Raw genomic sequence first — 15,166 nt, 5'->3', positions numbered from 1 at the left:
CTACTGTGAACGTTTCTTCTGCTGCGGCTGCTGAAAACCCATTAACCTCTTCTGTTGTTGCACCGGTTGGACGGCGCTGGTTATGGATGGTGCTGGCGCTGATTACGCTGGTGACTCTGGTTTTCTATTTCCTGAAAATCGCTTCTGTTTCGGCCGACAATCGCCGTTCGGCCGCCGTCTTTGAGCAATCATTACGGGCCTCGATCGATCAGTTTGAATACCTGCCTGCCTTGCTGGCGCGCAATGAGAAAATAATTGCTCATTTGCGTTCAGCCTATTCCGAGTCCACGTTGGACGACCTTACGACCAACAATGAGCTGGCCTTTTCGGCCCGTCGTTCCGGTGCCGATATTGTGTATGTGTTGCGCCCGGATGGACGGGTGACAGCGGCCAGCAACTATCAGGATAAAATCGGTAGTTTTGTGGGCCATAATTATGGTTTTCGGCCGTATTTCGCCCGTGTCATGGCGACGGGAGAGCGGCAGTTTTATTTCGCCAAAGGCATGACCACCGGGATACCGGGCTTTTTTATATCCTCACCGGTACGGGTTGATGATCGTATTATCGGTGTGGTGGTGGTCAAGCTGGAATTGGCCAGCTTGCTCGACAGTTGGGAGAGCAGTCATGACCGGGTGCTGGTGAGTGATGCCAATGGTGTCATTATCCTGGCGTCGGATAGCCAGTGGCTCTATCGACTGTTAGCACCGTTGCCAATTCGAAAATTGAATCAGGTGTATCGCGAGCGCCAGTTTCCGGAAGAAAATCATGAACTGCTGTTTCAGCCTGACCCCTTCTTGTCGATGTTGCCAACGGGAGGAGCGGACTACTGGAAAGTGGATGGTAAAACCTGGCTGGTGGATCATTTCCCTGTGAATGGTACCGACTGGACGCTGCATCATGTGGTCAGTCACCGGCAAATACTGTTACCGACGCTGGCGTGTTTTTTTATTGTCAGTTTGCTGGGCTGTTTCTGGTATTTGCTGATGCGGGAGCGGCAGAAAAAGGCCGTTTACAGCGCCAAAGTACGCCAGACAGAAATTCGTCGCCGTGAAGACTTGCAGCGCTTGATCGATCATATTCACATCGGCGTGCTGGTATTCGACGGCGAAGGCTGCATTACCTCGATGAACGACTATGCCGAAAACCTGTTGCTGGCCGGTGCTTCCTTTAATGAAAACGGCGTTGCCAATGTGGTGGATTTACTGCGCTTGAAATCCCTCGATGGGCTCGACTCGTACCTGGTCGATTTGCAGCGCACGCCGCAGTATTTTGAAACCTGGACACGTATTGGTGAATCGCCGGTGCCGGTAATGTTTGCATTGGCCCGGGTGGATTACGATAACAGCGAGCATTACCTGATGACGCTGATCAATATTGTGCGGCGCAAGCGGGCCGAAGAACAGCTGGTCAAGCTGAATGCGTCGCTGGCATCCACTGTTGACGAACGGACACGTGAACTCAAGGTGGCACAACAAGAGTTGTTGCAAAAGAGCAAGGCGGCAGCGCTGGGGAATATGGCGGCCACCATTGTGCACGAGCTGAGCCAGCCACTGGCGGCAATCAACAGTTCCGTGGCTGCCATTGAAGGCAAGGTCAAGCGTGAAAACTGGTCCGGGGCGATGGAATCCGCCGCCCGGTTAAAACCTCTGGGCAGCAAGATGCGGGATGTGATCCAGTTACTGAAGAGCTTCAGTTACGATGACAGCAATCATATTGGCTTGCTGGATGTGGCGACCCTGATTCAGCAAATGCTCGACTTGCATCACGATCAATGGCAAGAGCGCGGGATCCAGATTGAATTGATCGATCGGCTGGTGGCTCCGGCCAACCGGGTAAACATGAGCGCCATCAAGTTTGATCTGGCGGTTTCCAATCTGCTTAAAAATGCCATGGAGGCCTTGGAAAAAACCGCATCGCCCCGGATTCGGGTTGAGTTAAGTGCAACAGCCAGTCATATTCAGTTGGTGGTGGAAGATAATGGCGGTGGTTTGGATGATGCGGTTATGGAGCATCTGTTCAGCCCCTGGTTCACCACCAAGGAAGTGGGTAAAGGCGTTGGTCTCGGGTTGTCGATTGTGTATGAGATTGTGCAACAGCAACACGGGGATATTCATGCTGAGAACATCAGTCATGATGGGGCTGAAACCGGTGCCCGCTTTACCCTGCAATTGCCTTTGGCTGTTCCCTGACAATAACAAAGAAGCTGTTCAATGACCGATACTGAAGCGTCGCCACTGAGTGCGGCCGATATTGAAATTGTGATCATCGACGACGACGAAGATGTGCGGATCAATACGTCCGACCTGTTATCGGTCGAGTATCAACTTATCAGTACCTATGCCTCGCCGGCCGCTTTGCTGAAACGGCTGACGGTGAATCAGCCAATGGTCATTCTGACCGATTTGCGTATGCCCGATGCCGACGGCTTTGAGTTTGCCTGTCAGGCACTCAAAATTGACCCGGATTTGCCGGTTATTCTGATGACTGGGTATGGTGATATCTCCATTGCCGTCGATGCCATGAAGCAGGGCATTACGGATTTTGTCGAAAAACCCTTTGATACCGATTATCTGCTGGCAGCGGTACAAAAAGCCGTGGATAAGCGTCTTCATGCCCTTAACTTATTACAAGCCCATCAGTCATTGGAAAATGGTGCCGCCATCGAACAGGTGATCGTCGGGCAATGTCAGGCCATTCATCGCTTGCGCAGCGATGTCCTGCAGTTTGCGCCGATGGATATTCCCGTGATGATTTATGGGGATACCGGGGTTGGTAAAGAGCTGGTTGCGCGCTCGTTACACCGCTTCAGTCGTCGCTCAAGCGGACGGTTTGTTGCTCTCAACTGCGCCGCCATTCCCGAGCAACTGGCAGAGGCCGAATTGTTTGGCCATGCCAAGGGCGCGTTTACCGACGCCGGCAGTGCCCGTACCGGCAAACTGCAACACGCCAATGGCGGCACCTTGTTTCTGGATGAAATCGAAAGTCTGCCATTGACGACTCAGGCAAAGTTGCTGCGGGCGTTATCCGATCAGTTGATTACCCCGCTTGGTTCCAATCAGGAAATTGCCATCGATTGCCGGGTGATCTCGGCGACCAAGGACGAGCTGCGTAATAACCCCGCTTTTCGTCAGGATCTGTTTTTTCGGCTGCAAGTGGCGGAGTTGCGTATTCCTGCATTAAAAGACCGGGAAGGGGATATCCAGCGGCTGTTTGAGTATTACGCGCATCAACAGTGCGACAATTTTGGTACCGATTATCGGCTGGCTGATTCTCACACCCGTCAGGTACTGCTGCAATATTCCTGGCCGGGTAACGTTCGGGAGCTGATCAACGTTGCTACCCGTTATGCCATCCGGGGTTGTCGACATATCGAAAACGCCATCGAACTGGATACCAACAATACCTTTGATGTAGGCGCAGGGGAGTCGTTAAAAGATATGGTGCAAGCCTACGAAGAAAAGCTGATACGTTCCAAGCTGGCGGAACATAACGGCAAGGTAGCGGCGGTGCTGGAAGACCTGTGTATTGAGCGCCGTACCTTCAACCAGAAACTCAACCGTTACGGCATTAACACCCAGGATTATCGCGATTGAGAGAGGCTGTCATGGGCGGCTCCAGATCGGGCTGACAGCCACCAAAACAGCCGGGATAGTCTGCTGCTATCAAAGGCATGGGAAAAAGTAATCGTTCGATCTTTTCATTCAAACACCGGTTTGACCGTGTCTTGGCGTGGCGTATGATCCCAGCATCATTTTGATACACGGCCGATCACGGCTGAGATGTTCAATACAAATGGAGTGAGAAATATGAGCGTACTGGTAGGTAAGCAAGCCCCTGATTTTACAGTTCCAGCCGTACTGGGTGATGGAACCATCGTTGATGAATACAACTTCGCCGAAGCCACCAAGGGCAAATACGCCCTGGTGTTCTTCTACCCGCTGGACTTCACCTTTGTATGCCCATCCGAGCTGATCGCTCTGGACAAGCGTATGGCAACGTTCAGCGATCTGGGTGTTGAAGTGATTTCCGTATCCATCGATTCTCACTTCACTCACAACGCATGGCGTAACACAGCCATCGATAACGGTGGTATTGGCGAAGTCAAATACACCATGGCGGCTGACGTAAGCCACGCCATCTGTAAAGCATACGACGTTGAAACCGCTGGTGGTGTGGCGCTGCGTGGTGCTTTCCTGATCGACAAGGAAGGTATGGTACGTGCGGCTAACATCAATGATCTGCCACTGGGTCGTAACATTGATGAGCTGGTACGTCTGGTTGAAGCGCTGCAATTCCACGAAGAGCACGGCGAAGTTTGCCCAGCTGGCTGGAGCAAAGGCGATAAAGGCATGACGGCTTCTCCGGAAGGTGTTGCCAAGTATCTGTCTGAGTCTGCTGACGGTTTGTAATCTTGCGTTAAGCTGGACTACACCTGATTGAAAGTGCCGGGTTGCCGTGAGGTTACCCGGCATTTTTATGGGCGCTGGTTAAGCGGAATAACGGTGATTTTGCAGCTTTGAATTTCCTGGGGCCGGCTCCGTCTGCGTCCGTTGTGCCAAATCCGTCTGTGTCCGTTGAACCGGTTTTGCCGTATTACCGATGTATCCCCACGCCACTGCCAGCTGGCTCCAATAACGGACGAAGATTGTCATAATTGTTGATTCTATTGGCTGGCAGGTATTTTTTGGGCTTATCTTTTTTATCGGTCGTATTTTGCAGTTGATTAAACTGAAAAAATAGCGAATTCGAAGCCATTTACCAAACCAATTCTTTTACTTTACTGCGCATCAATTGACGCTCAAATATCCACTGAAGGCTATTGATTTTTGACTGCTGGACAGTGAGGCAAGGGGCGTTGTTTGAATTTTAATAATGTAATCAAGGCGGAGCATAAGTATGGATGTATTAACCAGTTGGGTCGGTGCTATCAACGGTGTGGTCTGGGGGCCAATGATGTTGGTGCTGATTCTGGGAGTGGGGCTGTTTTTGCAAATAGGCTTGAAACTGGCACCCATTTTTAAAATTGGAGCCGGGTTCAGCTTGCTGTGGCAGGGGCGTCAGGCCAACGAAGAAGATAGTCAAGAAGGCGATATCTCTCCTTTCCAATCCTTGATGACGGCGATGTCCGCAACGGTTGGTACCGGGAATATTGCCGGCGTTGCCACGGCTGTTTTTCTGGGCGGGCCTGGTGCCTTGTTCTGGATGTGGTGTACCGCGCTGGTCGGGATGGCGACCAAGTTTTCCGAAGCGGTACTGGCAGTGAAGTATCGCGAAGTGGATGAACAGGGCAATCATGTTGGTGGCCCCATGTATTACATCAAGAACGGACTGGGTGCCAAATGGGCCTGGATGGGCACCGCTTTTGCGGTTTTTGGTATGGCCGCCGGTTTTGGTATTGGTAATACGGTGCAGTCCAACTCGGTCGCAGCGGTACTGGAGAGCAACTTTGCTCTGCCGAGCTGGATAACCGGCTTGATTCTGATGGTGCTGACAGGCGCTGTACTGTTGGGTGGCATCAAGCGTATTGGCTCGGTTGCCGGTGCTTTGGTGCCATTAATGGCGATCGGTTATTTGTGTGCAGGGTTGGCGGTATTGATCGTGAATGTCGAAGCCATTCCCGCCGCGCTGGGCCTGATTATGCAGTATGCCTTTACCGAATCGGCTGCTGAAGGGGGCTTTGCCGGTGCGGCGGTTTGGGCTGCGATCCAGTTTGGTGTGGCGCGAGGGGTGTTCTCTAACGAAGCGGGTCTGGGCTCTGCGCCGATTGCCCATGCAGCCTCACAAACGACCGACCCGGTTCGTCAGGGCCTGATTGCGATGCTGGGAACATTTCTGGATACCATTATTATTTGTTCGATTACCGGTTTGGCGATTGTGACCTCTGGCTTGTGGACTTCCGGTGAGTCCGGTGCGGCGTTGACATCGGCAGCCTTTGCTCAAGCATTACCTGGTGTTGGTAATTATCTGGTGGCGATTGCGCTGGCGGTGTTTGCCTTTACCACAATTCTGGGCTGGAGCCTGTACGGCGAACGCTGTGCAGAATATTTGTTTGGGGTGAAAGCGATTATGCCATTCCGGATTGTCTGGATTCTCAGTGTGCCGGTTGGTGCCCTGATCAGCATGGATTTTGTCTGGTTGCTGGCGGACACTCTCAATGCCTTGATGGCGATTCCAAACCTGGTGGCTTTGGCATTGCTGAGCCCGGTGGTCTTCCGTCTGGCCCGTGAGTACTTTAACAGCACAAACAGCACAGCAAAGTAACCTGACTTGCTGGCTGGCCGTTGCCAGCCAGCTGCTGTGCTTGACCGGTTGATATAAGCGATGCCTGACTGGTGTCTGGTTCAATCTGATGGCGTGAGTCAGGTTGATGCTCTGGTTTATTTGGGTGCCAGGGTTGAGCCTCTGCCGCATTGGGTAACGCCCGTTTCCCGCGGGTGTAAATCCTGAATAAACCAAAATACGTATTTTATTGATCTGTCTCACAGGAGCCCCGGGAACAGTACCGAAGTACAGGATGGCAAGCAAACACGACTGCATACACTGGATGGATTCCATCGTTTCCCGTCTCTATCAGGAGTGTTGTTATGAAAAAGTCATTGGGTTCTGTGCTGTTGTGTGCCGCTACTCTGGCTGCGTCGCTGGCGAATGCCGGGGATGATATGCGTGCCGCTCAAGGCCAGGTAGTCTTCGCGCAAAACTGCCATGCGTGTCATTCAGAAGATTCCAGCAAAAATACCTTTGGTCCAAGCCTGACTGGCGTTGTTGGACGTCAGGCTGGCTCCTTGCCGCGCTTTGCGTATTCGGATGCGCTGCGGGCTGCGGGGTTTAGCTGGACAGAAGAGAAGTTACGGCTCTGGGTGCAGGATAACGAAGCCTTGGTACCCGGTACCCGTATGCGTCATGTCGCGATTACCGACAAGGCCGAGCAGGATTACCTGATTGCTTATTTGAAAACGCTGTAAGGTTGTCTGAGCAAAATGCGCATCCCTGCCCCAGGTGGGAATGCGCTGTATCCGTGGGGCTGAGCTGGTGTATCCATCTGCTCTGGTTACTGTTTGTTTTGCCGGGGTCTCTCCGCCCTGATGTTTCACTCTGCCTTATCCCAAACTGAATTTATGGGAACCTCTGCCGAACCGGGGTATCGCATTCTATGTGTCATGAGTGCCGGTACTGACCTGTGTGAGGCCCGGATTATTTTTATTCTGAGTATTGTCGAGGTGGTTTTACCATGCTGTTAGGTACCCGCTTGTTTGAGTATAAAACTGCGGTCGCCCTGTTGTTTTCGGGCATTTTTCATTTGATCGCATTGCTGCTGGTGTTTCTTGCGGTCAGTGATTTTTTCTCGGGAGTCGGGAATCCGGAAATTGAGTTGATTACTCATGTTATCAAGTCGATCAATAACCTGGTGATTGCCCTCGCCATGTATGAACTCGGTGTTGGGGTCGGCAAGGAATACACTGCGGATGAGCAAGGGGAAAGTGTTTTTGTCAGTGTGCGCCGTACGATTTCGCGTTTTGTTGGTACCGTGTGTATTGCTCTGGTGCTGGAAGCGCTGATTATGATCATCAAATACAGCCAGCTGGAATTGGCCGGTAATCTGTATTACCCGGTTGCGATTCTGGTGGCCTGTTCCTTGTTGCTGGCATCGTTGGGGGCTTTTCTGGCCCTGACGCGGCGGGTATGTGAAGAAGACCAGTCAAGCTGCGACCAACAGCATGCCCTGGCCAATAAAAAAGCCGCGGCCAATGTGACAGCCAGTGCCACAGCCGATACTGCGGCTGTGGGCAACACCACGACTGGCGTTGCCCAGCCTGTCTGAGCCGGTGTGAGTAATCACTGGGTTTTAGCATAACGCCGCGGCCACACCGCAAGCGACCGGTCAATCGGACGATCGCTTGCCGCCTGCCTTGGGAAGGCAAGGCACAAGGTTTATTTACAGCTCGATCGGGAAATCCGGTGTTTTTTCGATCAGTTCGATCTTGTAGCCATCCGGATCTTCAACAAAGGCAATCACGGTTTTGCCTCCGGCAACCGGGCCGGCTTCGCGGACAATATTGCCACCACTGGCGCGGATTTTTTCACAGGCCTCTGCCGCGTCATCCACTTCCAGTGCAATATGGCCGTAGGCGGTGCCGAGATCGTATTCACTTTGGCCCCAGTTATAGGTCAGTTCCAGTACCGTGCCTTCACTCTCGGGTTGATAACCCACAAAGGCGAGGGTGTACTGATATTCCTGGTTATCGTTCTGACGCAGCAAGTCCATGCCCATCACTTGGGTATAAAAATCGATGGAACGTTGCAGATTTCCTACTCGCAACATGGTGTGCAGCATTCTCATGGGGGCCTCTCTGTATTCGGTTGGGTCGGTATGGTGATGATGCGTCGCTTCTGCGGGACGCTGGGTAAGTTATCGTGGCGTAATCACCTCGGCAAGCATGAACCACTGCGTGGTGTGTAGGCAACCCGGGTGTCGCAGCGGCAGCAGATTACTGCGGCTGCCGTATTAATTTTACAGACTCAGTCGAGTTGCTAAAAAATCAATAAAAACTGAAATACGCTTCGACAGGGTGGTGTTGCGGTAAAACACAGCATGTACTTCCTGGCGTGGGCTGTGCCGATTGATGACTCCTGGCAGTACTTCAACCAGTGCGCCGTTCTTCAATGCCGCCGCTACCATAAAGTTAGAAATCAGCGCGATTCCCTGGTTGGCCAAGCAGAGTTGCAACAGCGTTTCTCCGCTGCTGGCGGCAATGGATGGGCGTATTTCAAACGAATCTGACAGTGGCCAATGATTCAGTGTACTGCCCCGAGTAAAACCGATAAGTCGGTGGTGATGCAGGTCTTGTATAGATTGGGGTGTGCCATGAACCTTGAGGTAATTGGGACTGGCGACCAGTCGCAGAGGGCTGCGGCCAAGCTTGATGGCATGCAGGTTAGAGTCGTCAAGCTGGCCAATCCGGATCGCGACATCGGTGCGTTTTTCGATCAGGTCGATAACACTCTCGTTAGAGACCAATTCCAGGGTAATCAGCGGATAGCGCTGCTGGAACTCAGTCACCAGAGGGACGATTTGATGCAGTATAAACGGACTGGCGGCATCCACCCGTAACCAGCCCGATGGTGCCTGTTTGCGTAATTGCAGCGTTTCTTCTGCGTGTTCCAGATACTCCAGACCTTTGCGCACTTGTTGCACAAAGTCTATACATTCTTCGGTCGGTTCGACTTTGCGTGTGGTGCGGTTGAACAGGTTGGTGTCGAGCCGTTGCTCCAGTCGTTGAATGGCACGGGTGACTTTGGCAACAGGGTGGTCAAGGCTGTTGGCTGCTGCCGAGAAGCCGCCGAGATCGAAAACTGCCAGTAGAATGACGAGATCATCCGTCTTGGATATATTTGTCATAAGTGCAAAGGTTTTTTGTTTATTGTGATGTTTTTTGCAATATTATCTTTGCCCATACTCCTCTGCAAATTAATTCAGGAGTTATTTCATGCCTCTCGCTTTGTGGGCACTCACGTTGAGTGCATTTGCTATTGGTACTACCGAGTTTGTGATTGTCGGATTGATTCCCACCATCGCTCAAGACCTGGGCGTATCGTTGCCATCATCGGGCTTGCTGATCAGCCTTTATGCGGTTGGGGTGGCTATCGGCGCCCCGGTGTTGACGGCCTTGACCGGGCGCTGGTCTCGTAAAAGCGTGTTATTGAGTTTGATGGGGTTGTTTGTGGTGGGTAACCTGGCTGCCTGGCAAGCGCCGGGTTACGAAAGCCTGATTACAGCGCGAATTCTTACCGGTTTGGCACACGGTGTTTTCTTTGCCATTGGCTCAACCATTGCCACCAGTCTGGTGAGCAAGGACAAGGAGGCCAGCGCTATTGCGATTATGTTTACCGGTCTGACGATAGCGTTGGTCACTGGCGTACCCCTGGGTACCTTGATTGGTCAGCATTTTGGTTGGCGTGCTACGTTTTTGACTGTCTCGTTATTGGGTGTTATTGCGTTGATAGGAAGTGCCGTTCTGGTACCAAAGAATCTTGTGCAATCTGCACCAGCAACGTTGCGTGAACAATTTCAGGTGTTGATGGAGCCTCGGTTATTACTGGTCTACCTCATTACGGCACTGGGGTATGGTGGTGCTTTTACGGCGTTTACTTATCTTGCGCCGATTCTGGAGCAGGTGAGCGGCTTTGGACCCAATGCGATTGCGTTGGTGCTGCTGGTGTATGGTGTGTCGGTTGCCGTCGGTAATATCTGGGGTGGCAAGCTGGCGGATTCTCATGGACCCATCAAGGCTCTGAGTATTATTTTTTGTGCTCTGACGCTGGTACTGCTGATTTTTACCTTTACCGCGAATACCCCGGCACTGGCGGTGTTGACGGTATTGTTCTGGGGCGCTTTTGCCTTTGGTAACGTACCTGTCTTGCAGGTGTACGTGGTGCAATTGGCGGAGCGTTATACACCGAATGCAGTGGATGTGGCATCGGGGCTGAATATTGCCGCATTTAATCTTGGAGTGGCAGCAGGTTCTATGTTGGGTGGTGTGATAGTCGAAGATTTGTCGTTAATGGATACTCCCTGGATTGGGGCTTTGATTGTGGCGCTGGCCATTATTCTGACGCGTATTTCGGGAGTATTAGACTCTCATTCATTAGCGAAACTGGCAACGGATTAAACTCACTTTGTGAGGCCGGCTCCAAGGTCTGTTATGAAGCCTTCAAGATTGGAGACTACCTGCTATCACAGGCTCTCCGACATTGAAACGGCTAAATGCAGGGCCGGATAATGAGAGCGGGAGGAGTACTTATATGCACCATCTCGTACTCCGACCCGCGAAGCCGGGCCGGGAGATGCAGCAAAACACAGACCGAACAGACCGATATGATGTGATGGCATGTCTGTCAGTCGGACGTTTTTTGTTTGTACTCACATAAATCTTCAATCAAGCATGAACCACAGCGGGGTTTACGGGCAACACAGGTATAACGCCCGTGCAAAATCAGCCAGTGGTGAGCATCCAGTTGAAATTCCCTGGGCACCAGCCGTATGAGCCGTTGTTCTACTTCGTTGACGTCTTTGCCGGGGGCAATACGGGTACGGTTGGATACTCGGAAAATATGGGTATCGACGGCAATCGTCGGCTGGCCGAAGGCGGTATTAAGCACGACGTTGGCTGTTTTTCTGCCAACGCCTGGCAGAGCTTCAAGGGCTTCTCGGGTTTCCGGTACCTGGCTCTGGTGTTTATTGATCAGAATGTCGCAGAGTTTGATGACGTTTTTGGCTTTGCTGTTAAACAGGCCAATGGTCTTGATGTATTGTTTTAGTCTCTCTTCACCCAGTGCCAGCAGTGTTTCTGGCGTATTGGCAACCGGATAGAGTTTACGGGTCGCCTTATTGACCGAGACATCCGTTGCCTGGGCCGATAGTAATACGGCAATCAACAATTCAAAAGGAGTGCGGTATTCCAGCTCGGTTTTGGGGTGTGGGTTGGCCGCCTGCAGACGACTGAAAATTTCGGTGCGTTTCGCTTTGTTCATGGTTCTGTTGTCGGGCTAGTATCAGGGAGCGGTTACTGTGCCATGAGCCTTGTGGACAGCCTAGCGGTAAATGTTACCGGCAGGTGTATCACGTGATATTTGTGTGAGTTGGCCGGTGTGTTAAGTAAGAGAATGAAAGGGTTGGAAACCGGTTAGTCGTGTATGGACTACCGTTACAGAGGGAAACAGTACCGTTAGGTGAACTCCAGCGGAACCATGTCACGCTTTCTTGGCTATGGAGTGGTTACACTTCGATACAAAATCTACACTGCCCGCTGTCACAGAAAGTAACAACCCACGGAAAAGGCAATGACCACCGATAATAAAATGCTCGTTGAGCAATTTATACATAATGCCTGGGGAAAAGGTCGATTCAATCTTGTGAAGCAAATGGTAAGTCGGGACTTTCTTTACCATGCCTCACAGTCTCTCGAAACCAATGATATTGATGGTTTTATCAAGGAGATCGACACCCTGCATAATGCGATCACTGATTTTGATCTGGCGATTGAAGACATTATGACCGATGGCGACCGTGCTATCAGTGTAATGACCATCTGCGGAAGCTTTGTCAAACCGGTATTCGGCTTTCAGCCCAATCAGAAACTGGTTGGTATTACCTGTGCAATTACCTGGACGTTGCAGCGCGGTAAGGTACGTAATATCAGTCTGATGATCGATATTGCTCACTTGCAACAGCAGCTCGCCGTTGCTTGACTGATGAAATAGTCGGCATTCAGTTTTGCCATTGGCTAAATAGCATCCGTCCTTTTATTACTTTTCCTGTCTGATTCCAGGCAGGTTCCTGTCCGTTGTTTTTATCAAGGTTTCTGCTTTAGGGGACATTTATTTAATCCGGTGCTCACTCTGGGCTATCTGGGCTACCGGATGGTTTCGAAGGGCGCGGGTTGCCGCCGTCCAGTGCGGTGTTGACGAATTTGAAAAGGACTCGTCATTTCGCTGCATTCGTCGCCTTGCCCTGAACAACGGCAACACTCGCGCAGAGTCGTGCAGGATTAAATAGATGTCCCCTTTACCTTTGATCTCTTTGGACTAACACTTCGCTCTGTTTTTTATTGGCTTCTGCGAGGTAACACCCATGGCACACGAACAACCCAATAACCCCCTGCATGGACTGACGCTGGAAAACATACTCAAGCGTCTGGTTGAGCATTATGGCTGGAGTGGATTGGCGCAGGAGATCAATATCAATTGTTTCAAAAGTGATCCGTCGATCAAGTCATCGCTAAAATTCTTGCGTAAAACCGAATGGGCCAGAAGTAAGGTCGAAGCACTGTATCTGTCTACTTTCTGATGTATTTGGACAGCGTGGTGAGGGTTTGGTGTTGGCGCTTGAAACCGCGCTCAGATAACAGCCGCTACGGTGCCCACCGGCAGGTATTGGTAGGTGTAGGTATTGTCGGTTTGTTTCCCCGGATTAATACAAGCCTGCCAGTACAGGCCGACACTGCAACTCGCAGGGGTTACTGGGCAAAGTATTCGAGAGCAACCTGATAACCCAGCGTTCCCATACCCGCAATCACAGCGTCGGCCCGCAAGGAGACGTAGGAGTGATGACGGAAGGCTTCACGCTTATGGACGTTGGAGATATGCACTTCGACCACTGCCGCTTCAAAGGTGTTCAGCGCATCGAGGATAGCAACCGAGGTATGGGTATAGGCCGCTGGGTTGATAATAATCCCCTGAGCCTGATCGCGCGCTTCATGGATGCGATCGATGATCTCACCTTCGTGATTGCTCTGGAAAAACTTGATGGTCAGGCCCAACCCAGCACCCCGCTGACGCATCTTGTTTTCAACATCTTGCAGGGTTTCGTTGCCATAGATCTCTGGTTCACGCTTGCCCAGCAGGTTCAGGTTTGGGCCGTTTAATACGTAAATAGTTTTGTTCATTGGTTGATTCCATCGTAGGCCACGGGCCGTTGTTGCTGATTGGTGGAGGTGGAGTTTAGCGGATATCCGGGCGGCGGCGCAGCCTGGTTGTGCCAGATACCTGCATCGGGTTGTTTTTCAAACTGCTGCCATAACACCGGGAACCGGCGATACCGGACAGTCGATGTGTAATAAACGGGAGCCGTGTTGCACAGGTTTTATGGTTTGTCGTTTATTTATAGCGTGTGCATCTTGTTGCTCACTCTATATTTACTGCATTGACCGCTTGATTTATTGCACCAATATGATGCTATTTGGTACTTGGTTGACCTAAAAGAAGGCGGCTATTGGGTGCGGTGAGCGGTAATCCGGTCGTTTTTGGGGTGAAATCCGAGTAGAAATATTTTTTTCCTCATAGGAATCATCAGTTTGGCAATCCATGGCCCGGAACTTGCCTTTCCTCTCAGGAATAATAATTCCCTTGCAGGGATTAAGTACTGTCTACACGAACGGAGAAACAAATGGCTAATTCATGGCGTATCGCCGCACTGGCGGAAAAACACCGAGCCCTGGGATCAAACCTGGAAGACTGGAACGGTCTGCCTACAGCATGGACCTACAGTAACAGCGGTTACACTCTGGCCGACGAGCACGAAGCAATCCGTACCAAAGCGGGCTTGATGGATGTATCGGGTCTGAAGAAAGTGCACTATGTTGGTCCACATGCGGAAAGCCTGCTGGAGTGGGCGACCACTCGTGACATCTCCAAACTCTATCCTGGTAAAGCGGTTTACGCTTGTATGCTGAACGAAGCAGGCAAGTTTATCGATGACTGCGTTATTTATCGTATGGGCCCCAACTCCTTTATGGTGGTGCATGGTACTGGTACCGGTTACGAACGCCTGACCCAGGCTGCGCTCGGCAAACAGGTCGCAGTGTTGTTCGATGACGATATGCACGATTTGTCCTTGCAGGGCCCTGCTGCGGTGGATTTCCTCGCCGAGCATGTTCCTGGCATCCGTGATCTGCCTTATTTCCACCATACTCACGCCCGCCTGTTTGGTTGCCCGGTAACGATTTCACGTACTGGCTATACTGGTGAACGTGGTTACGAGATCTTCTGCAAAGCTGCTGACGCTGCCACGATCTGGGACAACGTGCTGGAACAGGGTAAGGAATTTGGCATTATCCCTTGCTCCTTTACCGCCCTCGACTGGCTGCGTACCGAAAGCTATCTGCTGTTTTTTCCGTTTGATAACTCCGAGATGTACCCGTTCGAAAACGAACCTGCGGGCGACACTCTGTGGGAACTGGGTCTGGACTTCACCGTATCCAAGGACAAAACTGCATTCTGTGGTGCCTACGAACACTTCCGCCTGAAGGGCAAAGAGCGTTTCAGCATCTTTGGCGTATTGCTGGAAGGCAAGGAAGCTGCTGCTGAAGGCGACGAACTTTGGGCTGACGGCAAAAAAGTCGGAGTTATCACCTGTGCCATGTACTCGCGCCTGACTGACCGCTCCATGGCCATTGCTCGTCTTGAAGTGCCTTACGCCAAACAGGGCGCACCGCTCCAGGTCAAAGGCAGCCTTGACGTATCGGCCATTGCCCATACTCTGCCGTTTGATGATCCAGAGAAGAAAAAGCGTGTAGCGAAGGGCTGATCAAGCCTTCCGGGCTGAAGCTATGACAGACGTGTGATCGACACCTGAAGAAAAGGGCTTGTTTCCTGGAAACAAGCCCTTTTT

General features: G+C 51.6%; 14 protein-coding genes. 10 read left to right on the top strand and 4 right to left on the bottom strand.

All coding sequences use genetic code 11. The features are described from left to right. Positions 1 to 5 precede the first annotated feature (5 nt). The 6 genes from Q8W24_RS00900 to Q8W24_RS00875 all read left to right on the top strand — a co-directional run bounded on the left by Q8W24_RS00900 (position 6) and on the right by Q8W24_RS00875 (position 7,819). Entirely contained in the window at positions 6 to 2,189 is a 2,184-nt protein-coding gene (locus Q8W24_RS00900) for an ATP-binding protein (RefSeq protein WP_305474084.1), read from the top strand. 21 nt (positions 2,190 to 2,210) lie between these two features. After that, entirely contained in the window at positions 2,211 to 3,593 is a 1,383-nt protein-coding gene (locus tag Q8W24_RS00895) for a sigma-54 dependent transcriptional regulator (protein WP_305474083.1), read from the top strand. Positions 3,594 to 3,806: 213 nt separating this feature from the next. Beyond that, positions 3,807 to 4,409, top strand: coding sequence for a peroxiredoxin (locus tag Q8W24_RS00890; RefSeq protein ID WP_303432961.1), 603 nt, complete (start codon positions 3,807 to 3,809; stop codon positions 4,407 to 4,409). Between the two features lie 487 nt (positions 4,410 to 4,896). Beyond that, on the top strand, positions 4,897 to 6,261 hold the full coding sequence (locus Q8W24_RS00885; protein WP_305413856.1) for a sodium:alanine symporter family protein: 1,365 nt from the start codon (positions 4,897 to 4,899) through the stop codon (positions 6,259 to 6,261). 323 nt (positions 6,262 to 6,584) lie between these two features. Beyond that, on the top strand, positions 6,585 to 6,962 hold the full coding sequence (locus Q8W24_RS00880; RefSeq protein ID WP_303432958.1) for a c-type cytochrome: 378 nt from the start codon (positions 6,585 to 6,587) through the stop codon (positions 6,960 to 6,962). A 266-nt stretch (positions 6,963 to 7,228) separates the two neighbouring features. Continuing rightward, the gene (locus Q8W24_RS00875) at positions 7,229 to 7,819 is read left to right on the top strand and encodes a hypothetical protein (RefSeq protein ID WP_303432957.1); all 591 of its coding nucleotides are present in this window, start codon (positions 7,229 to 7,231) and stop codon (positions 7,817 to 7,819) included. Positions 7,820 to 7,933: 114 nt separating this feature from the next. Here Q8W24_RS00875 and gloA read toward each other — a convergent pair whose 3' ends face one another. Together gloA and Q8W24_RS00865 are read right to left on the bottom strand one after the other, a co-directional pair. Continuing rightward, a complete protein-coding gene (gene gloA / locus Q8W24_RS00870) occupies positions 7,934 to 8,338 on the bottom strand; it encodes a lactoylglutathione lyase (protein ID WP_303432956.1) in 405 nt (134 codons plus the stop codon). A gap of 171 nt (positions 8,339 to 8,509) precedes the next feature. Beyond that, the gene (locus tag Q8W24_RS00865) at positions 8,510 to 9,397 is read right to left on the bottom strand and encodes a LysR family transcriptional regulator (protein WP_303432955.1); all 888 of its coding nucleotides are present in this window, start codon (positions 9,395 to 9,397) and stop codon (positions 8,510 to 8,512) included. Positions 9,398 to 9,485: 88 nt separating this feature from the next. Here Q8W24_RS00865 and Q8W24_RS00860 point away from each other — a divergent pair, with 88 nt between their 5' ends. Further along, positions 9,486 to 10,667 carry an MFS transporter gene (locus Q8W24_RS00860; protein WP_305474081.1) on the top strand — a complete coding sequence of 394 codons (1,182 nt, stop codon included), beginning with the start codon at positions 9,486 to 9,488 and terminating at the stop codon, positions 10,665 to 10,667. Positions 10,668 to 10,893: 226 nt separating this feature from the next. Here the strand turns inward: Q8W24_RS00860 and nth are convergent, their stop codons facing one another. Continuing rightward, positions 10,894 to 11,529, bottom strand: a complete 636-nt coding sequence (gene nth / locus Q8W24_RS00855; RefSeq protein WP_305474079.1) for an endonuclease III — start codon at positions 11,527 to 11,529, stop codon at positions 10,894 to 10,896. Positions 11,530 to 11,838: 309 nt separating this feature from the next. On the opposite strand from nth, the gene Q8W24_RS00850 reads away from it, so the two are divergent. Further along, positions 11,839 to 12,246 carry an ester cyclase gene (locus Q8W24_RS00850; RefSeq protein WP_303432952.1) on the top strand — a complete coding sequence of 136 codons (408 nt, stop codon included), beginning with the start codon at positions 11,839 to 11,841 and terminating at the stop codon, positions 12,244 to 12,246. 382 nt (positions 12,247 to 12,628) lie between these two features. Continuing rightward, positions 12,629 to 12,844, top strand: a complete 216-nt coding sequence (locus tag Q8W24_RS00845; RefSeq protein ID WP_303432951.1) for a VF530 family protein — start codon at positions 12,629 to 12,631, stop codon at positions 12,842 to 12,844. Between the two features lie 169 nt (positions 12,845 to 13,013). On the opposite strand, the gene aroQ is transcribed toward Q8W24_RS00845, so the two are convergent. Beyond that, the gene (aroQ, locus tag Q8W24_RS00840) at positions 13,014 to 13,442 is read right to left on the bottom strand and encodes a type II 3-dehydroquinate dehydratase (RefSeq protein ID WP_303432950.1); all 429 of its coding nucleotides are present in this window, start codon (positions 13,440 to 13,442) and stop codon (positions 13,014 to 13,016) included. A gap of 500 nt (positions 13,443 to 13,942) precedes the next feature. Here aroQ and Q8W24_RS00835 point away from each other — a divergent pair, with 500 nt between their 5' ends. Further along, the gene (locus tag Q8W24_RS00835; RefSeq protein ID WP_303432949.1) at positions 13,943 to 15,082 is read left to right on the top strand and encodes an aminomethyltransferase family protein; all 1,140 of its coding nucleotides are present in this window, start codon (positions 13,943 to 13,945) and stop codon (positions 15,080 to 15,082) included. Positions 15,083 to 15,166 lie beyond the last annotated feature (84 nt).

The organism is Oceanobacter sp. 4_MG-2023 (assembly GCF_030689165.1).
Lineage (GTDB): Bacteria > Pseudomonadota > Gammaproteobacteria > Pseudomonadales > Oceanobacteraceae > Oceanobacter.
The sequence above is the reverse complement of the archived record's forward strand: the minus strand, read 5'-3'. Positions and strand labels throughout refer to the sequence as shown.